The sequence below is a fragment of the Cyanobium sp. Maggiore-St4-Cus genome (genome assembly GCF_024345615.1).
GTDB lineage: Bacteria > Cyanobacteriota > Cyanobacteriia > PCC-6307 > Cyanobiaceae > Cyanobium_A > Cyanobium_A usitatum.
Map to the genome: position 1 here is coordinate 24,957 of NZ_JAGQBL010000016.1, position 23,299 is coordinate 48,255.

Genomic DNA, 23,299 nt, shown 5'->3' on the forward strand with positions numbered 1-23,299 from the left:
GGGCTTGCTCCGGGCCTCTCCAGTCTGAGGCCCTCCTGGGGTCGGGCCTCCGCTGGGATCGGTCCCGTCGCTGCGCCATACCTGGCGCCGATCGTCATGGCCACGCTCTCTGCAGGCAGCCCCGCTGCCACCTCCCCGTTCTGCAGGCCAGAAGAGGATCCCTTTCTGCTGCTCGAATCCACGCTGCGCTCGGTAGAGGAGATCCTGCTGCGTCGTCGTGGGCTGCCGCTGCGCCGCACCTGGATCGAGCAGCCCTATGGAGAAGAAGAGATCACCCTGCTGGAGGAGGAGGTGATTCCGGCGATCCAGCAGTGTCTGGCACGGGTCGATGAGCTGGATGAGCGGCTCTTGGCCGAGCAGGAGCTGATGCAGCGCTGTGAGCTCGAGCTGCAGCGCCAGCCACTGTCGGTGCAGAAGCTGCAGATGGCCTGAGCGCCATGGATTGGGGGCTGCAGCAGCGGCCCCCTTGCCTGTGCCTTGATCCCAGGGTTGGCAGAGCAGCTCCACTGCTCGGGCGCGGTGGGTGCTCAGCACGGATCTACAGCAGGGCCAGTGGGGCGTGGCTGGCCGGGTGGAGCGAAACCCCGCCGCAGCATGCCCCTGCGGCTTGCGCTGGCCAGGGCTGACGCAAGGCTCGCGGGGCTCGCCCCTGGCCAGCACTGCGCCTGCGGGGCGTCTGGTCGGTGTTCTCCGCTCCATCCCAGCCATGGCCGCTCCCCAAGGCCCCGTCTGCGAAGTCCGCCTGCTTGTGGTTCACCGCTATCAGCCCGGCGTCCAGAAGCTCGGCACTGCCCCCTGTGCGGTCGAGTTCTTTGGCCGCCGAGGCAAGCCCGTCAAGAAGATGCGGCTGATCCCTGCCGAGAAGGCATTCGCCTTTGCCCGCAAGCTGCAGGGCACCCCCGGCTGCACCGTCTCGGTCTGCTGAGCCAGGGGGCTCAGGCCCGGCTGCCGGTTGGTGGCCGGGCCTCACAGCCAATGGCGGTAGGCACTCCGCTGCCGCCGGGCCCTGGCTTTGGCGCGAGCATTGCCGAACTGGGGGCTGCTGCCGTCACGGCGACGGCGCACCCAGACACCACGGCGAATGAGCTGGCTGTCCTGGGGATTGGCCCGACGGGCGGCCACGATCACCCCATAGCCCTCCTTGTGTCGGCGCTGGGCGCGGGAGCGGGCCTGGTTGGCGCTGGCGGCCGGCACCACCGTGGCGGTGGATCGGTTGCGCCAGAACACCAGGTACCAGGCCATTGCTCCCTCCCGGCGGGTTGATCAGCGCCGCGGTGCAGCCGCCCTGGGGGTGGTGCCCTTGACGGCCTCCAGGTAGAGCTCGGCGGTGCTCAGGGTCTGCAGGTTCACGGCTCCGCCGTGCTCGTGACCGCTCTCCGGCACAGCCGCCGAGTACAGCCCGCTGCGCTGCTGGAACAGGAAGCTGTACACCGGGTGGCGGCGCAGCTCCTCCATGTAGTCGCCATCGCTGAGGGCGACACCGTCGGCTGTGAGGGGCTGGCCCTTGCCGTCCACCGGCAGCAGCCGCTCGCGGCCGTCCACCTCGCCCAGCTGGAAGTGGCCGCCGCACAGCGTCACGAAGGTGTCAAAGAACGTCCCCCGTTCATCACCGCCCACCCGGCCTTCCGCTTCTGAAAACAGCCGTTCCATCAAGCGCTCCTTGCGCAGGTTCTGCACCTGTGAGCGGGCCTCGTCCCGTTCCTTTTCCACGCTGCGCACGCGGCGCAGGTTGGCCTCATTGAGCTGGCGTTCGCGCTCGCCCACCTGGCGTTCGAACTCCTCGCGCTTGCGCTCGGCGTCCTGCAGGCGGGCGTACTCGTCCGGGTTGATCTCGGAGAAGCGGGACAGCTGGGCTCGGGCCTTGCGCAGCTCTTTCTCGAGTTGGTTACTGCGGCGCCGCTCGGCCCGCAGGGGATCAGCACTGCTGGGAGCAGCGGCAGGGGGGTCGTCGTTGTCGCTGGGGCTGGAGTCCTGTGGCAGGGAGAGATCGAGGGTGTCGTCGCCGTCGGCAGCATCCAGACCCGCGTCAGCAGCGCCGTCGCTGTTGAGCAGGTCGGGGTCGGCGGCAGGTTGGACAGAGCCAGCAGAGCCCTGGTTGGGTTGTTGCTGCTGTTGGCGGTAGGTCTGCCATCGGCCAGGAGGGACCATGGGACCTGGAGCAGCGCCGCTGTTGGCGACGCTGGAGTCAGAGGAGAAGAAGGAGGAGGGCATCACCCATCACGGCTGTGGTGCTGCGGGCGCCCCGTCCGGGCTGCGCTCGCTCTCCCTGTTGCCAGCTCCTCAAAAGCCCTGCTCAGGCAGCTCATCCAGCACGGGAGCAGAGCGCCGGGCCGGCAGGTAGATCCACTCCCCCGCCGGCAGCGGGGTTGAGGGCATGTAGCCAGGCACCAGCAACTGCATCCCCGCCGGGATGGAAGTGGTGGAGCGGTAGACGGGCAGGAGCAGGGTGGTGCCAGCCGGCAGCGGTTCCTCGCTGGGCCAGCTGCTCAGCTCCGGGTTGAACTGGCGCAGCAGAGTGAGGCTGAGGTTCTGCTCGGCCGCCACGCTGCTGAGCGTTTCGCCTTCGGCGCTGATGTAGGTCTCGCTCTGCTGCAGCACCGGGTTGAGGCTGCGCAGCTTGCTTTCGGTGGTGCCATAGCGACCGGCCAGCACCGCCAGGGAGTCGCCCTCGACGGCGATGATCGTCTGGGTGCTCTCCAGCTGGGGGTTGATCCGCCGCAGGGTGGCCACGGTGGTGCCGTAGCGCTCAGCGATCAGGTTCAAGGTGTCGCCATCGCGCAGCACCAGCACGCTGTGGGGTCTGAGCACCAGCTGGATCGCTTCCCCCAGCAACGGCTGCAGCAGCAGGCTGATGCCGCCCGGGCCGTAGTCCGCCCCGAAGTGCATCACCTGGCAACCGGCGAACTGGGCCCGTCCCCCCGAGGGAAGTCCGCCCTGGGGCTGGAGCAGGGCCAGGTCCCCCAGCCACATCACACCCTGACAAGGAGCCTGCACAGTTCCCAGCAACGACGGGTCCCAGGGCAGCGGCGCCTCGTCGCGGAAGCCTGGGGTGGCCCAGTCCTGCTCAGCCGCCAGCCAATCGAAGGTGTTGCTGGTGCTCACCGGCAGGATCGCCGCCCGGCAGAGGTAGCCGCGCAGCAACACGTCCCCAGGGTCGGTGAGGGCGGTGTCGTTGTAGCCGCTGACGATGCCGCTCTGCTCGAGGAAGCAATCGATCACATGCCGGCGGATTGGAACCGGATTGCGGCTGTCAGGCCGGTCCACCTCGAACAGGCAGAGGCGGGCATTGGCGTAGGGCTGCAGCGCCAGCCACAGGGGCAGAGCCGCGGGCTGAGCTATCCGGCTGTCAATCGCTGAAGCGGCTGCAGGCAGGGAGACCAACTGGCCCCACAGCGGCGCACCCCGCAGGGGGTTGAGGCCCTGGTTGAGTGGCGAGAGGGGTAGCTCCATCGCTCAGCCCCGTACCAGCGATCCCCGGAAGGGGTCGGGGTTGCACTGGCGCCAGTTCTGCAGCCGCGGCAGCAGCAGCGCCAGCTGGCCGATGTGCTGGCTGCGCTGCCGGTTCAGCACCACCGCCGGTGAGGGGCCCGCAGGGTTCCACTCGCTCTCGGTTTCCTCCAGCAGCAGCTCGGTGGCGTACTCCACCACCGCCAACTTTCTCAGCGGCAGTGGGTTGGGCACCACGCCACCGGCCACGCCCTTGCGCCGGCTGCGCACCGGGCTGTTCACCTCTGCCGGTGTCAGTGCGGCCAGCTGCTCATTCAGCGCCGCAATGGCATCGAGGTGGCCCTGGGCGGTGCAGACCCCTGTGGGGTAGTGGGTCTGCAGCTGGGCCATCTCCCGGTTCAGGGCCGCAAGGGCGGCACTGGTCACCGGGATGGACAGGGCGATGCGCAAGGCCTCGGCATCACCGGGACGCCAGGTGCAGGTGGGTGGGGAGGACTGGGTCATGCCCTCCCTTGCCAGATCAGCTGCCTCTGCCCCCGTTGGGCTCGCCCAGCCCCAGCTGCTGGCGCAGCTCGGCGCCGTCGATCACCCCCCGCTCATGCAGCACCAGCCACTCCTGCACCGAGGGCTGGGGTTTGCGCGGTGGTTGCGGCGGCACCAACGGGCAGATCTCCACGCTGCAGGCCGGAGTGTCGGAGAGCTTTTCGCCGGTGAGGCGGGTCCACTGGCGCAGCAGGGTGCTGAGCATCGAGGCCTTCTGGCCTGCCAGCGACTGGAGCACCGCAAAGCTCTGGCCGGCAGTCAGGGAAATCTCCAGCTCGGTGCGGGCTGGACCGTGGCCGCCGGCGGGGATCAGGGCGTCGCGGCGCATGGCCTCTTCCAGCTGCTGCAGGTAGGCCCGGTGCTCCGCCAGCGAGCGGGCCTCGATTTCGACCCACTGGAACGTGGCGCCCTCCGGCAAGTCCATGAAGGAGGAGGTGGAGAGCACCAGACGCTGGGGCCGTTGGCCTTCTGCGCCGCCGGTGGCAGCACCTGAACCGAGAGCGCCGTCGCTGCGGCGGAAGCCGTAGGCATCCACCAGGCCCGTGCGCACGCCAACCGGCAGGGCGGTGCGCGACAAGAGGTCCTCGTATTCGCTGCGGCAGCGGTAGTGGTTGAGGTACTGGTGCGCCAGGCCCAGATGGGGCAGATCGCCCTCGCCAAAGGCAGTGCCATCCACTGAGTACCAGAGGGCCGGCAGATCAAACCGCTGGGGCAGCAGCGACGGCTCGCCCACCGGCACCATGTCGTAGCCATCGGCAGCGCCGGGGTTGGGGTTGGCCTGCCAGCTGCGCAGCACCAGGCCGTCGTCCGTCACCGACAGGCTGCGGTAGAGCCAGGCCTGGGGATCGGGCACCAGCCCGCCGTGGGCGTCGAGCACCACCGTGGGCACGGCGGCATGGCCGCTGGCGAAGCGGGGCGGCAGGGTCTGCCGACGCGGCTCCCGCCAGACGATCTCCACCGGGCCCGATGCCGGAGCGCCTGTGGTGCCGTCGGTGGGCAGGCGCCAGTTGAGCAGGTCGCCCCGGGGCACCAGCTGCAGCCGCGGCAGAGAGAGCCGGTCGCCCTTGGCGAGGGCCTCCAGCCGGTCCCCTTCTGACGGCCAACGATGCTGAGGCGGCAGCTGCAGGATCAGGCAGCCGCCATCGCGCAGGGTGAGCAGGTCGGCCAGGAACAGGAACACCCCCAGGTCCGTGCCCTGGCCGTCCACATCGGTGGCCACCCTGGTCAGCGAGTCGGGCAGCTCCTGCCAGACAAGTCGCGACAGCATCCCCGCGTAGGTGCGCAGGGCATCGCGGTAGAAGCCGGTGGGGCGGGCAGCTTCCAGCCGCTTGAGGTAGCAGGTCTCGGGCTCCTCGATGCCGCGGGGCAGATACACCGGCCGGCGGCTGGTGCCATCGGGGAGCTCCAGCAGGCTCCAGCAGTCGTAGACGAGCTGCAGACGTTCCCGCAGGCCGCTCAGGGTGGAGTGCTCCAGCCAGGGGGCCTGGTCGGGGTCTCGCTGCTGAATTTTTAGGGATGAGTGGATTGCGGAGGGAGCAGTCCTGCGGCGGTGGCTTGTGGGCAAAGTCAGCTGGGCGGGTGCCAGCACTTGCCAGGAGCGGCGATTGAGCCAGTGGTCAGTGAATGCCGAATCAGAGCGATGTTTGCCTGGTCAAATGGCAAAGACAAGGGGCCTGGAGTGCAATCCTTAGCTTTCTGCGTGAGTCAGGCGAGGATCCCCGATCCCCGTCCAGGGAAACGCTGAGTTCGACGCTCATTGCCGCCAAGCGGCCACATAATATGGCACATGGCTGCAGTCTTGTGCGGCCCGAGCAGAAGGAGCGGCATTAAATGGAATTCCAACTTATTCACGCTTACATTGAAGGAATGCAGCCATGACAGAGGCATTGCCAGCCCTGCTCGCATCACCCGACGACAGCTCCTTTCCCGTTCTCATTGATCGAGAGAGCGAGCTTTTGATGCAAGCGCGCAGGCTTTTTGATGGCGGTTTCTACGATCACTCGTTGCTCGATATATGGAACGCTGCTGTTTGCAACATGAGGCGGCGGGTCGAGGCCTACGGGGTTGACATCTTTCAGTCAACCGTGAAAGACGAATCCGGGCGAAAGAAGTTTAATCAAGATGGTGACACGCTTGCAGAAAGATGGTCGGGCGTAGACGACTTAGTACTGATAGCTGGGTGCACGCGTCTCGGCCTCCTCAACAAGAAGGCTGGCAAGACGCTCGAAATGATCAACTGGATGAGAAATCATGCGAGTCCATCTCACAATAGCGATGATCCCGTACAAGCAGATGATGTCATTGCTCTCGCCCTAATTCTTCAGCGGAATCTCTTCGAGAAGCCTTTGCCGGACCCGGGGCATTCGGCGTCGTCTCTTTTCGAGCCTGTTCGGCGTTCGCCTCTCACTGGGGATGGGCTCTCGACATTGCAGGATCAGGTGCGCGGCCTGAGATCCCCTGATGTTCGGGTTGCCTTTGGGTTCATGCTCGATCTGATTTGCGCTGGCGTGGATCCTGCCTATAGCAACACCGTACAACTCTTCCCTGCGGTCTGGGAGCGGGCCAATGATGATCTCAAGCGACTTGCTGGTCTTCGATATCACTCATTTGGGGTTGACCCGGATTCAGACGAAAGTTCCGACAAGAAAGCCCGCGACAGGATTCTCTATATCTTGACGCAGGTCGGAGGGATTCAATTTATTCCTGATGGAGCTCGCGCGGCGATCTACCGAAGGGCCGCCAAGCTATTGGCCGCTGCGAAGGACACCAGTTACGGGTGGAAAGCAGAGGAAGAAGCAGCAAAGTCGCTCGCCCAATTTGGGCCATACGTACCAGCGATTGCATTTGTCGAAGTCTACCAGGAAATTCTCGCTGTCTGGTGCGGAAACTACTGGGGAGTCTCTGATGCGCAAGTCATTCTTAAACCATTCATCGACCAGCTTACGGTTGATCAAATTCGGAATGTGGTCCAAATGTTTATCGAAAATGAGCGCGTACGATCTGAGCTATCCCAGTCGAAGCCGTGCCGCCAGGCAGTCACTTTACTGGAAGCACTTAGGCCTAGGCTACCTCTTGATGCCCACAAAGCGGAAGTGGATGCCGCCATAAGATCTGTAGAGGAAGCGTGAATGCGGCGATGCTATGTAATCGGACAGGAACATCACTCAGCTTGACTCTGTCTGGTGAAGGCCGCGTTACTCAAGTTGATGAGTTACAACCCTTACCGAGCAGGCTTCCGCAAGCTGCTGCCAATGTTCTCGGCTAGTTCCAAGTCTCTCAAGCATCTCCGCAATCCCTGTTCCTGACATCAGCAACCGCTGCCCCCGCGCATGAAGCTCCCTCCACGTCGGCGGCACCTTCAGCAGGAAGCCGTTGTCCCGCAGAAAATGCGTGATCTCCCCATTGGCATAGGTGCGCCCGTAAGGCCGGAAGGGGCCCCGTGAGGGGTCGTAGCGGCGGGCCGCCTTGATCAATCCGATCATCGCGAGCTGAAGCAGGTCCTCCTTGGGGTGCACGGTGCGCCGGGCGAAGTTGCCGGCGATCTTCTCCGCCAGGTCCCGGTGCTGCAGCGCCAGGGCATCGGCCGCGGCATGGGGATGCACGGGCCGCTCTCGCCGCGGCCTGCAGCGCATCGGCACCTGACTCACCGGTCTGGGCGGGTGATGTGCCGGTGCCTGCAGGCTGAACTCCAGCTGCTCTGCCCGCGCATGGCACGTCGGCCGCCGGTAGCGGCGCTGCCGCAGCATCTGGTCTACGCCGGCGCCATCACCCACCAACACCACCGTGATCGGTAGGACCAGCTGCACCGCCGTGGCGGTCGTCTCGGTAGGGGCAGGGAGCAGTGCAGCCGTCACGGTTCCTCACTCCTCAGCGGCTGATCAGCAGCGGAGTCGCCAGCGGCTGGAGGCCCTGGGCACGCCAGTAGCGCCCCTCCAGCCAAAGGGCGCCCTGGCAGAAGGCATCCACCAGGTCCTTGCTGCCTTTGGGGAAGCGGATGGCTTCCTCCACCAGTGGCTGGGCTCGGTGGTGGAAGCGGATCTGCCCGGCCTCCACCAGCGGGGCCACCGCATGGGCACGGGTTTCCTTGCTGCCCCGAGCCGTGATTGGCAGCATCCCCGGCACGCGGCGCCTGAGCGTTTGCAGCACCGCCGGGCCGTTGGCGGCGTCCTCGATCAGCACGGCATTGGGCCGCAGGCCCTGCTGTTCCAGCGTCTCCAGGCAGCCCAGCAGGAAGCGGATCACCTCCGGCAGGCCAAAGCGGTGCCGCGCCGCCCAGAGCACCTCGATCTCCAGCGCCGCCTGGGACATGGCTCCCTGAAGTTCCCCCGATCGGGGGATGACGCCATGGGCCGCTGGGGCTACCAGACCGGCCAAGCAGAAGCCGCAGTAGTCGCTCTCCGCCTCCCCCTTGAAGCTCAGGTCACAGGAGAGCGCCAGCAGTGCGTACTGACGCTGCCGGCCGTCCTCGCGGTGGAAGGGCGGCCGGATCCACTGCCTCAGGAAGATTGAGCCCGATACCGGGCTGGGCCGCTGCTGATAGAGCGCCGCCCACCAGTAGGCGCCAAGTCGGGCGCGGATCTTGAGCAGTTCCGGCAGGGGGAACCGCTCCGGACACAGAGCTTCGCCCGCCTCGCGCCAGTCGGTGATCAGGGTGCAGGTGGGAGGCAGCTTGGGTCGTTCGGCGGGGTCTTCCGCGATGGCCGGCAGGTCCAGCACGGTCCAGTGCTGGGGGGGCTCGCCCAGCTCCTGCTCCAGCAGCCAGCCGATCACGTCCTGGTGGTCCCAGCGGGTCAGCACAACCACCTGGGCCGAAAGGTTCGGTTGCTCCCTGCCGTCCGGGCCGAGCACTGAGGCCGGTTCGGCACGGGTCAGCCACACCGAGCGCAGCCAGTCGATCAGCTTCTGCCGCAGCGCCGGGGATGCGGCATCGCCCGGACCCTTGTAGGGGTCGTCGATGATCCCCAGGCTGTAGCCCTTGCCCGTGAACGGGCCATCCACACCGGCAGCGATACAGCCGCCCCGCTGGCGGGTGAGCCAGTTGCCCACCGCCGCCGAATCGCGGGCCAGCAGGTGGCCGGTCACCCGGTAGAAGTGCCGCGCCTCGCGGGAGTGGGCATAGGCCAGCTCAGCCGAATAGGAGGCGATCGCCGCAAACAGATGGGGGTAGCGCTGCAGGAAGTAGGCCGGGAAGAGCTTCGACACCAGCAGCGATTTCCCCAGCCGGGGCGGACAGGTGACGATCAGCCGGCTCAGCTGGCCATCGGCCACCTGCTGAAGCAGATCAATCAGCACCTGGGCCCAGCGGTGGAAGCCGTAGCGGGGGTAGGCCTCGGCAATGAAGCTGCGCAGGCTCTGGGGTTCGGATTGCTCGGTAGCAGTGGCCGTGGGGAGGTGCAGCAGGCCGCCGTCGCCCCAGGGGTCGAGCTCGCTCAGCAGCAGGCCGCCTTCTGCAGGGGCCGGTGACGTCAGCACCGGCGCTGGCATCGCGGTGGTGGTGGTGCTCGCTGTCATGCCCGTGGCTCCGGCGGCTTGATCGGTGCCCGCAGCAGGCCGCCGATTTCAGCAATCACCCGGAAGGCGCCTACCGCCGCGTTGAACTGCTCGGCGTCCATCGCCCGGCGGGCGCAATCGTTCAGGGCAAAGATCTGCTCAGCCTGGTGGCGGCGCCGATCGGTGATTAGCTCCTCCACCATGCGCTGCCGAGCCAGCGCCAGATAACGGCTGATCGTTTTGATGTTGGTGATTCCCCAGTTCTGGGCTGCTTTTTCCCTGATCTGTGCCAACGGCAGCCGCTGGGCGATCCACAGCTGCGCCTCAGCGATGCGCGTCTCCACCTCCATGTGGGTGGCCCGGGGCTTGTGGCTCTGGCTGCGGCGGCCCCGCGGCGGGTTGCCCTTCCCCACCGGCCTGCTGGGGTCGGCGGCCGGCCAGATCGGGTTGCCGTCGTCGTCCTGCTGGGTCGGGGCAGCACGCAGCTCCTCCAGCGACTCAGTGCCCGCCTCTGAGCAAGCGCCCGCTGTCGGTGGCTGCTCGGGGCTCATGCTCCACCTCCACTACTGGGCGGCAGATCAGGGAGCGCCGTCCCCTGGGGGGACTGCCTCAGGATCAGCCGCACGTAGGCGGCCCACTGCTCGGGGGTGAGCACCACCCGCCAGGTGCCGCCGCGGAAGCGCACCAAGGTCGCCGCGAATCCAGCAGCGGCGTGCTCGGCCTGCAGGGCGGCCTCGTCTGGCTTGAGGCGGGCCGCGGCGGCGGTGTTGGCCCAACTGGCCACCTGGATCACATGGGCCGGCACGCCATCGAGGTCGCCGGTGTCACCACCGGCCGTGGTGGTGCGGCCGGCGCCGAGCTTGCGGCGCACCACCAGGCCCAGCAGATCGCTCAGCAGCTGGGCCGCTTCCCGCTCGGCCGCATCCCCCTTGCGCTTCTGGGGATTGGCCATCGTTCAGCTCCGGCCCGGCTTGATCGTCCAGAACGCCTTGCCGTGCTTCTCCCTGGCGGCGCCGGTGGCGACCGCCAGCCGCTGGGCCTCCTTGAGGGCCTGCTCCTGCTGTTGCAGCGGCTCGGGGTAGGCGTAGCTGGTGCGCCCGGCCGACCAGCAGAAGCTGCAGCCGTTGTGGGAGAAGGAGGCATCCAGCTCGCCGGCCTCCAGGGCCCCGCTGAGTTGCTCCAGCAGCGGGGAGAGCTCGGCGTCGATGCTTTTTTGCTGCAGCTTGAGGACCGTGATGCGATCGAGCAGCGCGTCGAGGGCGGCGCCAGCCATTCGAGCAGAGCTGGCGGTGGTGGCAGCCATCAGCAGAGCCAGCGAAGGAGCAAAGAGGCGCGAGCAAGCGACCTGCAACAAACCATAGCGGCTCGATAGTCCGAATACATCGGTTCGGAGAGTCCATCACCAGGGCCGGAACCTGCTCACGTAGCCCGCCCACGCCGCTGCCCAGGCGGCCAGGCATTCCTCGCGGGAATACAGCGGCGAGAAGCGGGTCTCCCCCGGCCGGGCCCAGATCGTCTGGCCTGCGTCGTAGTGCACGCCCCAGGTGGCTTCCAGTGCCATGTAGCCACCCAGCTGGGCGCGGGTGCAGTAGCTGCCCGATCCGGGCCTGGAGAGGGTCTTGAGGTCAGCGAGCACCCGCAGGCCATCGGCCTGCTGGATGTAGCCGGTGTCGTAGGTGCCGGCCAGGTTCCGGATCAGGCAGCAGGTGGGGCGCTCGGAAGCGATCACCGTCACCTGCTGCCAGTGGGGGTGGGCCAGCAACGGCTCGATCCAGTCCCGGTAGTCGCCAGAGCGCAGGTGCTGCAGCAGTCGGCTGGCCTGCTGGCGTTGCTGGGGCAGGGGATGGAAGCGGCTGTGCAGCAGGGCCTCCAGCGCCAGGTGCACGGTGTGGCCCCGCGGCTCCCAGACGTGGCGGGTGGCCTCGATGCGGGCCATCGCCCATTCGCTCTTGGTTGAGCCGATCACGCCGGTGACGGACACCGCGAACAGGTGCTCCCCCAGCCAGTAGCGGTGCTCCGGGTCGGTGCGCCGCAGGCCTGGGATCGGCCTGAGCCAGGGACCGGCAGCGATCTGGCGATCGAAGACATGCGCGGAGGTTGTCGTCGGCATCACCAGAACCTCACGAGATACACCAAATTGGTTGGATTCTTTGGACCCCGTTGCAGCGCAGGGGATCTGGGCAGAAGATCGAACGTGAGATTCTTTGGATACTTTGGATTCTTTGATCCCCAGGGACTGTCTGCTGCAGGGAGTGAGGTCCCCCAAAGAATCCCAAGAATCCAGAACGGATCCAGCCCGCTTGGCGCTCCAAAGTGGCTGCGCTGGTGAGGGGGCCAAAGAATCCAACGAATCCAGCTCCTTCTCCAGCGGTTGTGGTTCAGTCGCCCGTGAGCAGCGTCGGACTGGCGGTGGCCAGCAAAGAATCCAGAGAATCCTGAGAGAGTCCGCTCTGCCAGAAGCGTCAGATCAATTGCGCTGCAGGAAGATCCAAAGAATCGCAAGAATCCACCCCCTATAGATCAAACTCACGCGCCAGCCACTCCGCGCCGGCGTCACTGAGCCCATAGCGGAGGTAGTAACTGGCGCCGCTGGTGCCCACCCTGGTGGCTGTAACCAAGCCGTCCAGGCTGCCGAGGAAGCGGCCCATGGCCTTGTAGGTGGTCAGCGCTTCCCCCTCCAGGTCCCGCTTGAGCCGCGCCTCCGCCGGCGCCATGCCGATCGCCTGCTGCAGCTCCAGCAGGCCCACCCCGGCCAGACCGTTGGTGTGCAGCGCCTGGAGATAACGCAGGGCCTCCTTCTGCTTTTCGCTGGCCTTGCGCACCCGCTGGGCGGCGCGATCGAGATCGCTCTCCTGCTCCTGCTGCTCCTGCAGGTCGTCGTAGGTGCCCAGCCGGGCAAAGGATCCGGTGTTGCCGTCGATCGCCACCACCAGATCGGCGGGTGGGCCGGAGCGGGCCTCGCGCACCAGGCGGCGCTGGGGTGAATCCTTGATCAACCGATTGCCCTTGGCCAGGTAGTGGAGGGTGAGGATCGTGTTGGCCGCCCCGGCAATGGCGTTGTGGCCCGAGAGGGCCTCGGTGCCGGTGGTGTCGTTGGCCTTATTGCAGTGGTGGATCAGCAGCAACGTGCCGCCGGCATCGGTGATCTGGTGCTTGAGGTCATAGATCAGCGACCCCATCTCCGGATCGTTCTCGCCAAAGCAGCAGCTGCGGGTGATCGAGCGCAGCGAATCGAGGATCACCACCGCCCCAGGGTGGGCGGCCAGACAGGCCAGCAGGGCATCGAGGTTGGCCTCCGTGGCCCGGAACCGGCGCGACCAGAGCAGCAACGGGTGATCCCAGATCCTGAGCTGCTGCAGCATCTGGGCAGTGTCGCCGTCGCCCTGGTCATCGGTCACCAGGATCACCGGCCGCGGTTCCTCCGGCGCCCCGAACCCGAGAAAGTCCTCGGCGCAGAGCAGGCAGCGGGCCAGGGCATGCACCAGCCGGGTCTTGCCCACCTTGGCCCGGCCGCCCACGATCGAGAGGTCGCGGCGCGGGATGCAGCCGGGGATCTCCCACGCCACAACCGGTTGCGGCATTGCCAGCCGCTCGGCCTGATCGAGGCCGCGGAAGCGGTTGCCATTGCGTAGGTCGTGGGCCTCGAGGATCAGCTGACCGATCTCCTGCAGCCGCAGGGCGGTTTTGAGTTGCAGGGCGGCATGGGACTCGCGCACGCGGGCCGAGCGGCGCAGGCTGTTGCGCTCACGGCCCACTAGGGATCGGATGCAGTGCTCCAAGGCGTTGAGGCGGCGGTTGATCGGCAGGTGCACCTTTCCCCAGCGCACCCGGGTGTCGGGCCGAGGCGAGAAGCGCTGCGGGCCTGCGCCAGATCCAGCTCCTTTGGTGCCCCTGGCATTGCTGGTGTGGTCGGTGCCCTTGCCACCGGGATGGCGCCCACCGGTGTCGCCCTGGTGTCGGCGGCTGCCTGTGGCGTGCGCACCAGGAGGCCTCGGGGTGTGGGCAGGCTCCGGCGGCAGCCAGCCGTGCTGACGCGCGTGGAACCAGAAAGTCGCCGCGCTGATCTGCTCGCCTCCAGAGCTGGCCACCTGGCGGATGTCCCAGCCGCAGCTGGCCGAGGGGCTGTGGGACTCCATCAGGGCAATCGCCAGCTCACGGTCGTGGCCGGCCTGCTCGCAGGCCTGGATCAGTCCCCAGAGGAGGTTGCGGTAGTCGGCGTAGGTGTTGCTGCCGGCCACGCGCCTGGGGATGGCGGCCAGGGCGGTGCGGATCTGCTCAAGCGGCCGCGGCGGCCCGAAGTCCTCGTCATCGAGGTTCGGCAGAGGGATGCCGCTGGATGAACCCTCGCTGGGCTGCTCCGGGGGGATGGCTTGCTGGGGCGACGGATCAGCGTCGGGTTCGGCGAACTCATCGGGCAGCAGCGCCAGGGCGATGTCCTCCGGCGCGTAGCGCTGGCCGCTCACATGCGCCAGCTCCACCAAGGCGGTGGGCTCGCCAGCCGAATCCACGTACCAGCAGCCGGGCAGTCGCATCACCCGCGAGGCGTCCTTGCAGTGGGAATCGCCGCCGGCGTAGGCGATCAGCTCAGCCTGCAGTGGCTCCCACTCCTGCGGCGGGATGGGCTGCTCCAGCAGCCAGTAGCAGTGGGCCGACTTGCCGCCGCTGAGAACGATCAGGGAGGGCTCGGGCAGCCCCAGCTCCTTCCAGGCGTTCAGCTGCCAGGCGATCGGCCGGTCGTCCCATTCCACAAAGAACGCCCGGCAGGCCGTGATCTCGCTCTTGCGGTCACCGCCGTCATTGATCACCAGGTAGATGCCCCGGCCTTCCCGCTGCCACTGCTCCGCCGCCGCCAGATCGAAGGTGCCCTTGCGGGCGCCGATTGCTCCCTTGGCGGGGTTGGCGCGGTGGGGGAAGGCACGCAGCCGAGCGCTGGCAGGGTCCTTGCCCAGCAGGGAGAGGAACTGCTCGGCGGCGCCGCGGTCGATGCAGGCCTGCGTCGGGGCAGCGGCCGCTTCAGCGCTGGCCATCGAGCCCCTGGCGCTGGCGGGGCTTGCTGGCGAGCTGCTCGCGTTCCATCGCCTCGGCCACGATCAGCCGGATCACCGAGGAACGCGAGAGCACACCGCCGCGGGTGCGCGCATCCAGCCAGTCCCGCTGCTCAAGCGTGAACTGCACGGAGAGCGGGGTCATCATCGAGGGCACGGGAACCTCGGCATGTCGAATCAGCTTATTCATGCTGGCACAGGCTCGCTAAGCTGATCCGGTTGGCGAATGGGACATGGTCGACAGCGCAGCGGCGGATCGGGCAGCGGAGAAGGTCCGCAAGCTGGTGGCGATGACCGCCTCACCCCACCTGGAGGAGGCGCGCACCAGCGCCTTCCTGGCCTGCCGACTGATCCGCGAACACGGGCTCCAGATCGCCACCCATCGCCCTTCGCCCGCCAAGCCACCTGCAAAGGCGGGCGTTGAGCAGGGGCAAGGTCCGGCGGGCTTTCGCCGCATCCGCGTCCGCCATCCCGGCCATTGCCGCTGTTGCGGCAAGCCGATCGCCCTCGGAGAGTGGGCGCTCTGGTGCCGTGGCAATGGCTTGCGTCACCCGCTCTGCACCCCCTGAGCCGTTGCTGCGCCACCGAGATCCAGCAGGCTTTACGAAAGCTGCTGGCGGGAGAGGCCTTCCTGGCGGACAAGCCCTGGAGTGAGATCTGGTGGGGACGAATGCGGCTCGATCTGGCCAGCGGCTGGCAGCTGGAGATCGCGATCGAGCGTGACCAGCTCGGCGTCCTGCATTGGGCGCAGGCGCCTGACGGCCGTGATTGGGTCTACGGCTGCCAACGTGACGACTGGACCCTGGGGCCCGATAGCCGCATCGTCGAGCCCGTGGCGTTGCTGGAGCCGGAGCAGCGCCAGCAGCTGGAGCGGCTGCTGCGCGAGGCCATCTGCTGGCCAGCACCGGTGGTCAGCTGCGGTTGGGTGGTGTCGATGGGCAAGGTGAAACCGTCGCGACACGCCTGGCGGAGAGGGCGGCGCTCCGTCCACCACCCCGTCACCAGGGCTGGTCGGGGCAGGCCAAAGCGAGCGTCCAAGACAGGGTCGCCAGCGCCCACACCGCTCTGAAACAGGCACGTCAGCGGTTCATGGTCATGAATGGGATGTCTTAGCCTTTCGCTAATGGCCAGATCGCAGTCCTGATGAGCTCTGAGTACCGGTACATCGAGGCCAAGCAGCTCGAAGCCGGTCAGGAGTTCGGGCGCATGCTCAGGCGCTGGCGGGAGCTCAACAACTGGACCCAGTACACGGCCTACAAGTGGGCCAAGGAGGCCGGCTTTGAGGTGATGGCGCCCAGCACCTTGAGCGTGTTCGAAAACGGCAAGGCGCCCAAGCCCAGGCCGGAGAGCTTCTTTGCCCTTGCCGAGGTCAACCGCCGGCTGGCCGCCAAAGACTTCAGCGGCGTGCGCACCCGGGCCCTCAAGGATCTGATCAGCCAGGCCAAACCCCTGGTGGATGACGAGCAGCGGGTGTGGGGGCCAGCAGAGTTCTGGAGCTGCCACCTGGGCCTGTTGCCGGTGCCGAGCGCCTACCAGGCGCCTGTCGTGCCGGCCCAGCCCGAGGTCGATGCCGCAGAAGCGGCGAGGCTGAGCGAGCAGTGGCGCGGCCAGCTGGTGCAGACCGCCAAGCAGCACGGCATCGGCGTGATGGAGGCCCTGAGTTCTGCCGCCAAGGTGGCCCCAGCCAAGCAGCGGCAGGCCTTTCAGGCGATGCTTGCCGGCTTTGAGCCCTACTCCGCCGAGCAGCTGCAGGGCATGTGGGACGGAGAGACGTGGCTGCCCCAGCGCTGGCTGGAGGAGTGGTCCACCAAGACGGGCCCCAGCTGAGGAATGCACGAACACCTCCCGGACAGGTTCGGAGTAAGCCATGTCTTGCGTTGCGCAAGCTACAGATTCGGATTAGCGAGCCGCTAATATTCGAGGCAAGCGGGCGCCGGTCCCGCAGTGCCTTCGATGACCACCACCCCTTGCGGGCGGATGGAGCCGACGCCAGGTCCCACCGCCGCCTTTGATCTCAACCAGGCCCTGTTGCAGAGCCGCGAGCAGGCCCGCGCCCAGTGGGCCGAGGGCCTGGCCCAGTTCCAGTCCCAGATGGCTGCCATCGCCGACTCCTCCATGCAGGAGGTCGTTCAGGCGGCGGCGCCGGCCTTTGCCCTGGGCTTCTCCTTCAGCGCCCAGAAGCTGATCAACGAGGAGCATGAAGTGCTGCGGGTGACCCTGCGGCACCGCGGCGGCGCCGAGGAGTTCAGCGAGGCCCAGGCTCCCCAGGAGGGCAGCGCGGCCTGGTATGCGCTCACCGCCTCCCTGTTGGCGGGCCTGCTGGGCATTCCTGTGGGCAAATCTCCTCGGACTATCGAGCCGGATCAGGCGCGACCGCAGCCCTCGGTTTCCGCTTCCGGTACTGGGGCCGCGGCAACTTCTGCAGCCCCTGCCCCCGCTGCGGACGACCCTGAGGCCGCAGACGACGAGTGGGACACCGGCGCTCCGGATGGGCCGGAAGCCGGCGACTCCGGCCTGGAACCCTTGTCGGACGAGGAGATCACCACCCTGCACAAGTTCCTCGGGGCGATGCCTCAGGAGGCGCGCAAGCGCTTCACGATCGAGTTCCGCCATCACTTCCAGGTGCCTCGGGAGGTGCGGACGATCAAGGACCGCATCACCCAGCGGCGCCACAAGGACTTCATCGACGTGTTCGAGCGCGAGCTGGCGGGGGGAACGCCATGAGCGTCTGCCGCCGCGCCTACGCCAGGCCCCAGCCGCGGTCGCAGCACGGCCGTCACTACCTGTGCGTCTGCGTGCACAGCGATGTCTACCGGCAGGTGCGGCAGCTGTCGGTCGAGCACCAGCTGTCTCTCTCCGGTGCCGCCCATCACCTGTTGCGGCTGGGTGCCGGCCTGGAGCCCCTGCTTCCCCTGTCCTCTTCCTCGTCCACTCTTTCGAGCAAGTCCCATGGCGATTGAACTCAACGACGGCAGCCGCATTGCGGCGCCGGTGATCCGTCAGCAGCGCCTCGGTGAGGTGGCCTACCTGGCGATCGTGCGCCCGGAGCAACGCGACCGGCTGCGCAAGAACCTCAGCAGCGGCGCGATGGAGCCGATCCCCAACGGCACCGACCGTCAGGGCCGACCCAAGGTCAAGCAGGAGATGGTCGTCCATGCGATTGCCATGCCCGGCACGACGATGGAGGCCCGCATCGGAGATGAGGGCGGAGTGCCGGCCCCGGGAGATCGGGTGCGGCTGATCCTCAAGGCCAAGGGTTTTGGCGAGTGGATCGAGGCTCGCCGTCAGCACCGCCGCGGCCGGCTGAACGTGGGGGATGTGCTGGTGCTGGAGACCCGTTGGGCGCAGCAGTACGACCAGGACGGCAACCCCAAGGGCCCCAAGATCGAAGACCAGGCGGCGGCCGATGCGGTGCCGCGCAACGTCACGATCGGCTTCTACGGCCCGCTGAGCATCCGCGAGGGCACGGACCCCGCCTGGATCGAGGCGGCGGAGCAGGCCTACCGCTCCGATGAAGCCGCTGCCCGCCAGCAGCAGGCGATCCCGCTGGCGGATGGGGAGGACTACGGCGACGAGTTCGCCGATGAGGAGGTGCCGTTCTGATGGCCTACCCCCAACACCCCGGCCGCACGCCGCGGCCGATGGCGCAGCCGCAGCTGCCGGCCTTCTGCCGCACACGCCGGCCCATCACCACCACCGTCCGGCTGGGCGACCTGCGGCAGCTGCAGTGGTTGCTGTGGCTGGTGCTGGCCCTGCAGCTGAGCACGGTGCTGCTGGTCCTGGCGGGTCCGGTGCCAGCTCCACTGGCCGCGACCCCTGGGGGATTCACCCCCGCAGTGTTCGCGTCGCGGCATGACTCACCTGTCCTCTCAACTTCCCAGCCATGAGCAACACGTCCGCTCTGGTGCCCTACCTGTTCGAGGGGCACCGCATCCGAGTGAGCACCGATCAGCAGGGCGAGGCCTGGATCGTCGTCGCCGATGCCTGCAATGCGCTGGCGGAGAGCCCGATGGCCTGGGCCATGGCGAACCGACGCGATGAGGAGCATTGCCTCCATTCAGAGGAGGGTCCCGGCGCCGGTGGTTTCACCCTGGCGCTGATCAATGAGGCCACGCTGCTGCGCAGGCTGCTCAACAGCGACAACCCCAGCGCACCGCGGATGCGGCGCTGGCTCACCCACGAACTGCTGCCCGCCCTGCAGCGCCGACAAGAGGGCAAAGGAGAGCTGCCGCGACGCAGCATCGAGGCGATCCGCAGGCAGACCGCAGCGGAGGTGCTGCGCGGGGCCGACGAGATCATCCACCTCACCGGGGTGTCCCATGCCGAGGCCCTGCTCAGCGTCTTGGAGGAGATCCAGGCCCACAGCAGTCCTGCCGGCGTTGACGTGAAGCAGCGCGCCGGAGTGGCCTGGCTGACCGCTGATCAGCTGGCGGACCGACTGGATGGCACGCTCCGCCACACCAACCAGCGGCTCGCTGCCGCCGGATTGCAGCAGCGCAACGAGGACGACGACTGGCAGCTCACAGAAGCCGGCCTGGACTGGGGCGTCGCCCTGCCGCTCTGCAGTCGGGGAGAGCGCCGCCAGCAGATCCTCTGGGATCCGGCCGTGGTGGCGTTGCTGCACCAGACCAACTGAAAGGCACCAAACCAATCCAAGACACACACCTGAGATTCAGACCATCAGCCATGACATCCGCAACCGATCGACTGCTGCGGCTCCCAGAGGTGATCCACCGGGTCGGCCTCTCACGCACCACGATCTACAGCCTGATCGCCACAGGCGAGTTCCCCAGGCAGATCGTGATTGGCCCACGGGCGGTGGCCTGGTCCCAGCAGGAGCTGGAGGACTGGATCACCTCCAAGCGTCAGGCCGCATGCAGCGCTGATGGTTGACCAGCCAGTTGTGCGCTCAGCTCTGAGACCGGCGCCAGACCGGCAGCGACGGCCACCTGATCGAGCAGATCGGCCCAGCGCTGCAGCATGTCGGAGCGCTCCTCGAGATATTCGGCCCAGTCGTAGGCGCGGCTGACGCTGTTGCCATCGGCATGGGCCAGCTGCTTTTCGGTCACCACCCTGGGGATCTTGAGCTGCTCGATGCAGTTGGTCTGCCCGAAGCCCCTGAAGCCATGGGGTGTCTGCCGCCCCTGGAAGCCCATGCGCCGCAGCAGCATCGAGAGGCAGCCATTGCTCATGACCCGCAGCTCGCCGCTGCCGCGGTGGTTGGGGGTGTGAAAGACCAGATCGGTGTGGCCGGTGATCGGCCGCTGCAGATCGAATAGGTGCCGCGCCTGCGAGGAAAGCGGCACGATGTGGCGAACGCGAGTCTTCATGCGTTCAGCGGGAATGATCCACTGACGACCCTCGGTATCCACTTCGCTCCAACGGGCTTCCCGGAGTTCACTGGGCCGCACCAGGGTGAGCATCATCAGGCGCAGAGCGATGAGGCTGCTGCGCTCGGCGAGGCGTTGCCGCTCAAAGCGATCGATCACCTCCAAGAGATCGGGAAGCTCCACCCAGCTGATGCGGTGGTAGTGGGTTACGCGGGTGGCGGCGATGACCTTGCGGGCTTTGACGGCGGGGTTGTCCTGCCGAAGTTCGAGATCAACGGCGTGCTCAATCACGCGACGGGTGACGTCATTGCAGCGGCGGGCTTGTTCATTGGCACCTCTGGCGAGGATGGGCGCGAGCAGCTGGGTTTCAATGTCGCTGCGAGTGATCGCCTCGATATCAAGTTGCCCCAGTGCCGGTATCACGAAGTGATCAAGTTTCTCCCGCATATCTCTGCAATAGCGGGGGCTCCAGCTGGCGCTGTGGTGCTCGAACCAGGCCTGGGCGATCTGGACGAAAGGTCGGCTGCTGCTTTCGACCTGCTTGCGCTGCTGAGTTGGGGCCTGGGTGCGCGGATCGATGCCAGCTTTGATCCAGGTGTTCAGCTCCAGGGCCTGCTTGCGGGCATCGGCGAGCCGCACGGCCGGGTAAGGGCCGATGGTGAAGGTGCGGCGTAATCCCTGCCAGCGGTAGTCCTTGCGCCAGGTCTTGGAGCCGGAGCGCGCCACCCAGAGGTAGAGGCCGTCCCGGTCGTGGTGCTTGCTGCCCGGGCGTTCCGGGTCGGGCCGCAGGGCCTGGATCGCCTTGTCACTGAGCATGGCGGACAGCGCCGGAACGCTGGCGCGGGAGGGGATGTCGGCAGTTCAGCAAGGCAGGTGACGGTATAGACCCGGACCCGGCTGGCTATACCGTCAAAAATACCGTCATCCGCAGCGGCAGTAGCCGGTTTTCCCCGGATCTACCCGGACGAGCCAAAAGGGCAGATCGACTGCGCTGGAACAGTTTTGGGATATCCGCGGATCCTTTCGGATTTTGTGGAAACGGAGAGGGTGTCCGTGTGCAACGGACCGGATCGACTGCTATAGGACGACTTGGGACGATGGGTGCCCCCGTCTGTACCGTCTTTTATACCGTCATTCACGGTCTGTGATGGATGGACGGAATTCGAGGGCCGTGGGACCTGCTTGAGACCCGGATCAGAGGGTTCAGGGGAGATGGCTGAGCCGGCGCTGGTTGGGGCTGAGAGCTGATCCGCAGCCAGACTGACGAGCACCATCGCTGGATTGACCCATGCGGCGTGATCACGCGACAGGAAGGGGCTGAGGAGAACCCTTTCATGGGCGACCGATTGATCATCTCTGACAACCGTGAGGACCCGGGCAACCCGCTGGTGCTTGACGGTGAGGCCATTGACGCAGCGGCACGGGACCCACTGGCGATCGGGAAGCTGATGGTGGATCAGGTCTGGGCAGAGGGAACCGACCCCACCGGTGGAGGCCTGTACTACGAGCGCAACAGCAACCAGCACCGCCGGCTGCAGGTCTTTGAAACAGGCAGCGAGGACTTCATGACCGGCGGCTGGGTGCGGGTGCTGGCTACCGCCGAACAGGTCCGCAAGGAGCGTCCTGGCATGGAGCTTGCTGCCAAGGCGGGACTGGTCACGATCCATGGCACCCACCGAGGCGTGCTGCTGGTGGAGTTCCTGGACGTTCCCTGGGGCTGAGCAACCGCCACTGGGCTCCGGTCGGATTCGTTGAGCGCACCTCCCGGTGCGACAGCGGCCGTCCTTCAGCGTGCCACGGCTGCGCCGTGGCGTGCATCGGCCAGCCGCCGCCGCCCTCCGCTCCGGGGCCGGTGTGGGGGTGGGCAGGCATGGCTACTCTCCCGCGGCTGCGGTGCCCGGGAAGTTGCCCCGTGCACGGGGCTGGGGTGATGCCTCTGATTTCCTCGCGCGGCTGCGCGGCCAGCTGGGCATTCAGGGCTGAATCTGGTGGCCTTGCTTATCAGCTCGCCGATCCATCAGCGGCTAGCTCTGCTTTGCGTAGATCCATTGCCCCGCAGCCACTCTGCCCGCTGCTCAGTGCGTTTGTACTGGTAGAATAAGAGCTGCGCCAAAGGCCACGAGCCCATCGCCTGCGGCAACGAAATCCTCGGACAACTTGTCCCGTTCGTTTGCTCTGTAGCCATGAGCTTGTCCTCTGCTGCAGTGGCCCAGGCCGCTGCATTGCCTTCCCTTGGCCTCCTGTCGCCGCCGGCGTTGGCCCATCGCTCGGTCGTCATCGTTGCCGCTGGTGGCCGTGATCTCGTCTGGCCCCAGGAGCGCATCGCCTCTGCTCTCCTCCAGCGCTCTGGCGGCCGGCCTGTCCATCTGTTGCTGCATGGCGGTGCCCGTGGTGCTGATCGCGCCATCGGCCGTGCCGCCCAGCAGCTCGGCTGGCGGGTCCAGGCCCTCGCCGCTGATTGGCGCCGTCATGGCCGCGCTGCCGGGCCCATCCGCAATCGCCTTCTGCTGGAGCAGGCCCTGGTCGAGGCCCAGGCCCACACCTCCCCTGCCTTCAGCGCCTCGGTGCTGGTGATCGCCTTCCCCGGTGGGCCGGGCACGGCTTCGCTCGTCCAGCAGGCCCGCCGCTGCTCCTCCCGCTCGCCGGTGCCGGTGGTGGTGATGGAAGTGCCGCCGCCCTTCTCGCCGGAGCCGCTCGCCGCCTGAGCGGCAGTCGCCGCGCCGTTCTTCCCGTTCCCTCCTCACATCCCCATCCCCATGGCCGTTCTCACCGCCCCCGCCGTACCTCTCGCCCCAGCTCTCCCGCAGACCGCCGGGCCTTCCTGCTCCCTGCAGCGGTCCGGCTCGCTCTGGCAGCTGGGCATCGAGGCCCAGGAGCTCACCACCGCCATCGGTCAGCTCGCCGAGCAGCTGGAAGCCGATGACGACGACAGCCGCGCCCAGGCCCTCGCCGAGCTGGAGGCTGCCCTGCTGGCGGAAGAAGGCAACAAGCAGGCCCTCGCCGCCAAAGCCGATGCCACCTGCTGGGTGATCGAGCACCTGCGCGGCCAGGCCGCCTACCGCCAGCAGCAGGCCAAGCGGCTCACCGAGCTTTCCCGGTCTGATGCCTCTCGGGCGGATGCCCTCGAGGACTCGCTGGTTCTGGTGCTCACCAGGCTGCAGCCCACGGCCACCCGCTTCTCGTTTCCCAACCACGAGCTCAGCAGCCGCAAGTCACAGGCGGTCGAGATCGAGAACGAGGCCCTGCTCGATCCCGAGTGGCTCAGCGTCAAAACCACCTTCTCGGCCGACAAGACCGCCATCAAGGCGGCTCTCAAGGCAGGCCAGCAGATCACCGGCGCCCAGCTGATCTCCCGCCGCTCCTGGCGCATCCACTGAGGAGCCACAGGCCTCATGCAACTGGGGTTCCGGCCAGGCAGCCGGGGCTCCTTCTCCTTCCTCCTCA

At 67.1% G+C, this 23,299-nt stretch carries 30 protein-coding genes; 16 read left to right on the plus strand and 14 right to left on the minus strand.

The window, feature by feature from the left end:
- The first annotated feature begins 96 nt into the window (after positions 1 to 96).
- Positions 97 to 432 carry a hypothetical protein gene (locus tag KBY99_RS13260; protein WP_254942889.1) on the plus strand — a complete coding sequence of 112 codons (336 nt, stop codon included), beginning with the start codon at positions 97 to 99 and terminating at the stop codon, positions 430 to 432.
- Between the two features lie 91 nt (positions 433 to 523).
- Complete coding sequence (locus KBY99_RS13265; RefSeq protein ID WP_254999530.1) at positions 524 to 925, plus strand: hypothetical protein; 402 nt, start codon at positions 524 to 526, stop codon at positions 923 to 925.
- A 41-nt stretch (positions 926 to 966) separates the two neighbouring features.
- On the opposite strand, the gene KBY99_RS13270 is transcribed toward KBY99_RS13265, so the two are convergent.
- From KBY99_RS13270 to KBY99_RS13290, 5 genes are all read right to left on the minus strand, one after another.
- The gene (locus KBY99_RS13270; protein ID WP_197169779.1) at positions 967 to 1,242 is read right to left on the minus strand and encodes a hypothetical protein; all 276 of its coding nucleotides are present in this window, start codon (positions 1,240 to 1,242) and stop codon (positions 967 to 969) included.
- A gap of 21 nt (positions 1,243 to 1,263) precedes the next feature.
- Complete coding sequence (locus KBY99_RS13275; protein WP_197169778.1) at positions 1,264 to 2,211, minus strand: hypothetical protein; 948 nt, start codon at positions 2,209 to 2,211, stop codon at positions 1,264 to 1,266.
- Positions 2,212 to 2,280: 69 nt separating this feature from the next.
- Positions 2,281 to 3,450: a LysM peptidoglycan-binding domain-containing protein gene (locus tag KBY99_RS13280; protein WP_254942894.1), complete on the minus strand. Its 1,170-nt coding sequence runs from the start codon at positions 3,448 to 3,450 to the stop codon at positions 2,281 to 2,283.
- A gap of 3 nt (positions 3,451 to 3,453) precedes the next feature.
- The gene (locus KBY99_RS13285; protein WP_197169776.1) at positions 3,454 to 3,951 is read right to left on the minus strand and encodes a hypothetical protein; all 498 of its coding nucleotides are present in this window, start codon (positions 3,949 to 3,951) and stop codon (positions 3,454 to 3,456) included.
- A 16-nt stretch (positions 3,952 to 3,967) separates the two neighbouring features.
- Positions 3,968 to 5,578: a DUF4055 domain-containing protein gene (locus KBY99_RS13290; RefSeq protein WP_254999531.1), complete on the minus strand. Its 1,611-nt coding sequence runs from the start codon at positions 5,576 to 5,578 to the stop codon at positions 3,968 to 3,970.
- Between the two features lie 286 nt (positions 5,579 to 5,864).
- Between KBY99_RS13290 and KBY99_RS13295 the strand changes: the two genes are divergently transcribed.
- Positions 5,865 to 7,118, plus strand: a complete 1,254-nt coding sequence (locus KBY99_RS13295; RefSeq protein WP_254999532.1) for a hypothetical protein — start codon at positions 5,865 to 5,867, stop codon at positions 7,116 to 7,118.
- 66 nt (positions 7,119 to 7,184) lie between these two features.
- Here KBY99_RS13295 and KBY99_RS13300 read toward each other — a convergent pair whose 3' ends face one another.
- The 8 genes from KBY99_RS13300 to KBY99_RS13335 all read right to left on the minus strand — a co-directional run bounded on the left by KBY99_RS13300 (position 7,185) and on the right by KBY99_RS13335 (position 14,715).
- Positions 7,185 to 7,844, minus strand: a complete 660-nt coding sequence (locus KBY99_RS13300; protein WP_254999533.1) for a sigma-70 family RNA polymerase sigma factor — start codon at positions 7,842 to 7,844, stop codon at positions 7,185 to 7,187.
- A 13-nt stretch (positions 7,845 to 7,857) separates the two neighbouring features.
- Complete coding sequence (locus KBY99_RS13305) at positions 7,858 to 9,501, minus strand: terminase (RefSeq protein ID WP_254999535.1); 1,644 nt, start codon at positions 9,499 to 9,501, stop codon at positions 7,858 to 7,860.
- Positions 9,498 to 10,031, minus strand: coding sequence for a hypothetical protein (locus KBY99_RS13310; RefSeq protein ID WP_254999536.1), 534 nt, complete (start codon positions 10,029 to 10,031; stop codon positions 9,498 to 9,500). The genes KBY99_RS13305 and KBY99_RS13310 overlap by 4 nt, the downstream gene beginning before the upstream one ends.
- A complete protein-coding gene (locus tag KBY99_RS13315) occupies positions 10,028 to 10,432 on the minus strand; it encodes a hypothetical protein (RefSeq protein ID WP_254953230.1) in 405 nt (134 codons plus the stop codon). Before KBY99_RS13315 ends, KBY99_RS13310 begins: the two co-directional genes overlap by 4 nt.
- A gap of 3 nt (positions 10,433 to 10,435) precedes the next feature.
- Positions 10,436 to 10,783 (minus strand): hypothetical protein, encoded by a 348-nt coding sequence (locus KBY99_RS13320; RefSeq protein ID WP_197169771.1) that lies wholly within the window; start codon positions 10,781 to 10,783, stop codon positions 10,436 to 10,438.
- A gap of 96 nt (positions 10,784 to 10,879) precedes the next feature.
- Positions 10,880 to 11,590: a hypothetical protein gene (locus KBY99_RS13325; protein WP_197169770.1), complete on the minus strand. Its 711-nt coding sequence runs from the start codon at positions 11,588 to 11,590 to the stop codon at positions 10,880 to 10,882.
- 403 nt (positions 11,591 to 11,993) lie between these two features.
- A complete protein-coding gene (locus tag KBY99_RS13330) occupies positions 11,994 to 14,507 on the minus strand; it encodes an AAA family ATPase (RefSeq protein ID WP_254999537.1) in 2,514 nt (837 codons plus the stop codon).
- Entirely contained in the window at positions 14,494 to 14,715 is a 222-nt protein-coding gene (locus KBY99_RS13335; RefSeq protein ID WP_254999538.1) for a hypothetical protein, read from the minus strand. Before KBY99_RS13335 ends, KBY99_RS13330 begins: the two co-directional genes overlap by 14 nt.
- A gap of 43 nt (positions 14,716 to 14,758) precedes the next feature.
- On the opposite strand from KBY99_RS13335, the gene KBY99_RS13340 reads away from it, so the two are divergent.
- The 9 genes from KBY99_RS13340 (at position 14,759) to KBY99_RS13380 (ending at position 19,418) form a co-directional block, all read left to right on the plus strand.
- A complete protein-coding gene (locus tag KBY99_RS13340) occupies positions 14,759 to 15,094 on the plus strand; it encodes a DUF2786 domain-containing protein (protein WP_254999539.1) in 336 nt (111 codons plus the stop codon).
- Positions 15,052 to 15,594, plus strand: a complete 543-nt coding sequence (locus tag KBY99_RS13345; RefSeq protein WP_254999541.1) for a hypothetical protein — start codon at positions 15,052 to 15,054, stop codon at positions 15,592 to 15,594. The genes KBY99_RS13340 and KBY99_RS13345 overlap by 43 nt, the downstream gene beginning before the upstream one ends.
- A 74-nt stretch (positions 15,595 to 15,668) precedes the next feature.
- On the plus strand, positions 15,669 to 16,352 hold the full coding sequence (locus KBY99_RS13350) for a helix-turn-helix domain-containing protein (RefSeq protein WP_254999542.1): 684 nt from the start codon (positions 15,669 to 15,671) through the stop codon (positions 16,350 to 16,352).
- Between the two features lie 126 nt (positions 16,353 to 16,478).
- Positions 16,479 to 17,249, plus strand: a complete 771-nt coding sequence (locus KBY99_RS13355) for a hypothetical protein (protein ID WP_254999544.1) — start codon at positions 16,479 to 16,481, stop codon at positions 17,247 to 17,249.
- On the plus strand, positions 17,246 to 17,485 hold the full coding sequence (locus tag KBY99_RS13360) for a hypothetical protein (RefSeq protein ID WP_254999545.1): 240 nt from the start codon (positions 17,246 to 17,248) through the stop codon (positions 17,483 to 17,485). Before KBY99_RS13355 ends, KBY99_RS13360 begins: the two co-directional genes overlap by 4 nt.
- On the plus strand, positions 17,475 to 18,128 hold the full coding sequence (locus KBY99_RS13365) for a hypothetical protein (RefSeq protein ID WP_197169763.1): 654 nt from the start codon (positions 17,475 to 17,477) through the stop codon (positions 18,126 to 18,128). The genes KBY99_RS13360 and KBY99_RS13365 overlap by 11 nt, the downstream gene beginning before the upstream one ends.
- A complete protein-coding gene (locus KBY99_RS13370) occupies positions 18,128 to 18,412 on the plus strand; it encodes a hypothetical protein (protein WP_197169762.1) in 285 nt (94 codons plus the stop codon). Before KBY99_RS13365 ends, KBY99_RS13370 begins: the two co-directional genes overlap by 1 nt.
- On the plus strand, positions 18,409 to 19,161 hold the full coding sequence (locus KBY99_RS13375) for a Bro-N domain-containing protein (RefSeq protein WP_197169761.1): 753 nt from the start codon (positions 18,409 to 18,411) through the stop codon (positions 19,159 to 19,161). The genes KBY99_RS13370 and KBY99_RS13375 overlap by 4 nt, the downstream gene beginning before the upstream one ends.
- A gap of 50 nt (positions 19,162 to 19,211) precedes the next feature.
- Positions 19,212 to 19,418, plus strand: coding sequence for a helix-turn-helix transcriptional regulator (locus tag KBY99_RS13380; RefSeq protein WP_197165875.1), 207 nt, complete (start codon positions 19,212 to 19,214; stop codon positions 19,416 to 19,418).
- Here KBY99_RS13380 and KBY99_RS13385 read toward each other — a convergent pair.
- Positions 19,391 to 20,671: a tyrosine-type recombinase/integrase gene (locus KBY99_RS13385; protein ID WP_197169760.1), complete on the minus strand. Its 1,281-nt coding sequence runs from the start codon at positions 20,669 to 20,671 to the stop codon at positions 19,391 to 19,393. The two genes, KBY99_RS13380 and KBY99_RS13385, sit on opposite strands and share 28 nt — an antisense overlap.
- Positions 20,672 to 21,189: 518 nt before the next feature.
- On the opposite strand from KBY99_RS13385, the gene KBY99_RS13390 reads away from it, so the two are divergent.
- The 4 genes from KBY99_RS13390 (at position 21,190) to KBY99_RS13405 (ending at position 23,232) form a co-directional block, all read left to right on the plus strand.
- Positions 21,190 to 21,576: a hypothetical protein gene (locus KBY99_RS13390; protein ID WP_197169832.1), complete on the plus strand. Its 387-nt coding sequence runs from the start codon at positions 21,190 to 21,192 to the stop codon at positions 21,574 to 21,576.
- Between the two features lie 46 nt (positions 21,577 to 21,622).
- Entirely contained in the window at positions 21,623 to 21,838 is a 216-nt protein-coding gene (locus KBY99_RS13395; protein WP_197169831.1) for a hypothetical protein, read from the plus strand.
- A 200-nt stretch (positions 21,839 to 22,038) separates the two neighbouring features.
- Positions 22,039 to 22,560: an SLOG family protein gene (locus KBY99_RS13400; protein ID WP_197169830.1), complete on the plus strand. Its 522-nt coding sequence runs from the start codon at positions 22,039 to 22,041 to the stop codon at positions 22,558 to 22,560.
- Positions 22,561 to 22,611: 51 nt separating this feature from the next.
- The gene (locus KBY99_RS13405) at positions 22,612 to 23,232 is read left to right on the plus strand and encodes a siphovirus Gp157 family protein (protein ID WP_197169829.1); all 621 of its coding nucleotides are present in this window, start codon (positions 22,612 to 22,614) and stop codon (positions 23,230 to 23,232) included.
- The last annotated feature ends 67 nt before the right edge of the window (positions 23,233 to 23,299 follow it).

Excerpts from the sequence above, each read along its gene's own strand:
- KBY99_RS13315 (WP_254953230.1), bottom strand. The coding sequence starts at position 10,432 with ATGGCCAATCCCCAGAAGCGCAAGGGGGATGCGGCCGAGCGGGAAGCG.
- KBY99_RS13405 (WP_197169829.1), top strand. The coding sequence starts at position 22,612 with ATGGCCGTTCTCACCGCCCCCGCCGTACCTCTCGCCCCAGCTCTCCCG.
- KBY99_RS13375 (WP_197169761.1), top strand. The coding sequence starts at position 18,409 with ATGAGCAACACGTCCGCTCTGGTGCCCTACCTGTTCGAGGGGCACCGC.
- KBY99_RS13270 (WP_197169779.1), bottom strand. The coding sequence starts at position 1,242 with ATGGCCTGGTACCTGGTGTTCTGGCGCAACCGATCCACCGCCACGGTG.
- KBY99_RS13355 (WP_254999544.1), top strand. The coding sequence starts at position 16,479 with ATGACCACCACCCCTTGCGGGCGGATGGAGCCGACGCCAGGTCCCACC.
- KBY99_RS13370 (WP_197169762.1), top strand. The coding sequence starts at position 18,128 with ATGGCCTACCCCCAACACCCCGGCCGCACGCCGCGGCCGATGGCGCAG.
- KBY99_RS13305 (WP_254999535.1), bottom strand. The coding sequence starts at position 9,501 with ATGACAGCGAGCACCACCACCACCGCGATGCCAGCGCCGGTGCTGACG.
- KBY99_RS13360 (WP_254999545.1), top strand. The coding sequence starts at position 17,246 with ATGAGCGTCTGCCGCCGCGCCTACGCCAGGCCCCAGCCGCGGTCGCAG.
- KBY99_RS13325 (WP_197169770.1), bottom strand. The coding sequence starts at position 11,590 with ATGCCGACGACAACCTCCGCGCATGTCTTCGATCGCCAGATCGCTGCC.
- KBY99_RS13320 (WP_197169771.1), bottom strand. The coding sequence starts at position 10,783 with ATGGCTGCCACCACCGCCAGCTCTGCTCGAATGGCTGGCGCCGCCCTC.
- KBY99_RS13390 (WP_197169832.1), top strand. The coding sequence starts at position 21,190 with ATGGGCGACCGATTGATCATCTCTGACAACCGTGAGGACCCGGGCAAC.
- KBY99_RS13380 (WP_197165875.1), top strand. The coding sequence starts at position 19,212 with ATGACATCCGCAACCGATCGACTGCTGCGGCTCCCAGAGGTGATCCAC.
- KBY99_RS13310 (WP_254999536.1), bottom strand. The coding sequence starts at position 10,031 with ATGAGCCCCGAGCAGCCACCGACAGCGGGCGCTTGCTCAGAGGCGGGC.
- KBY99_RS13365 (WP_197169763.1), top strand. The coding sequence starts at position 17,475 with ATGGCGATTGAACTCAACGACGGCAGCCGCATTGCGGCGCCGGTGATC.
- KBY99_RS13340 (WP_254999539.1), top strand. The coding sequence starts at position 14,759 with ATGGTCGACAGCGCAGCGGCGGATCGGGCAGCGGAGAAGGTCCGCAAG.
- KBY99_RS13285 (WP_197169776.1), bottom strand. The coding sequence starts at position 3,951 with ATGACCCAGTCCTCCCCACCCACCTGCACCTGGCGTCCCGGTGATGCC.
- KBY99_RS13335 (WP_254999538.1), bottom strand. The coding sequence starts at position 14,715 with ATGAATAAGCTGATTCGACATGCCGAGGTTCCCGTGCCCTCGATGATG.
- KBY99_RS13400 (WP_197169830.1), top strand. The coding sequence starts at position 22,039 with ATGAGCTTGTCCTCTGCTGCAGTGGCCCAGGCCGCTGCATTGCCTTCC.
- KBY99_RS13260 (WP_254942889.1), top strand. The coding sequence starts at position 97 with ATGGCCACGCTCTCTGCAGGCAGCCCCGCTGCCACCTCCCCGTTCTGC.
- KBY99_RS13295 (WP_254999532.1), top strand. The coding sequence starts at position 5,865 with ATGACAGAGGCATTGCCAGCCCTGCTCGCATCACCCGACGACAGCTCC.
- KBY99_RS13330 (WP_254999537.1), bottom strand. The coding sequence starts at position 14,507 with ATGGCCAGCGCTGAAGCGGCCGCTGCCCCGACGCAGGCCTGCATCGAC.
- KBY99_RS13280 (WP_254942894.1), bottom strand. The coding sequence starts at position 3,450 with ATGGAGCTACCCCTCTCGCCACTCAACCAGGGCCTCAACCCCCTGCGG.
- KBY99_RS13385 (WP_197169760.1), bottom strand. The coding sequence starts at position 20,671 with ATGCTCAGTGACAAGGCGATCCAGGCCCTGCGGCCCGACCCGGAACGC.
- KBY99_RS13350 (WP_254999542.1), top strand. The coding sequence starts at position 15,669 with ATGAGCTCTGAGTACCGGTACATCGAGGCCAAGCAGCTCGAAGCCGGT.
- KBY99_RS13275 (WP_197169778.1), bottom strand. The coding sequence starts at position 2,211 with ATGCCCTCCTCCTTCTTCTCCTCTGACTCCAGCGTCGCCAACAGCGGC.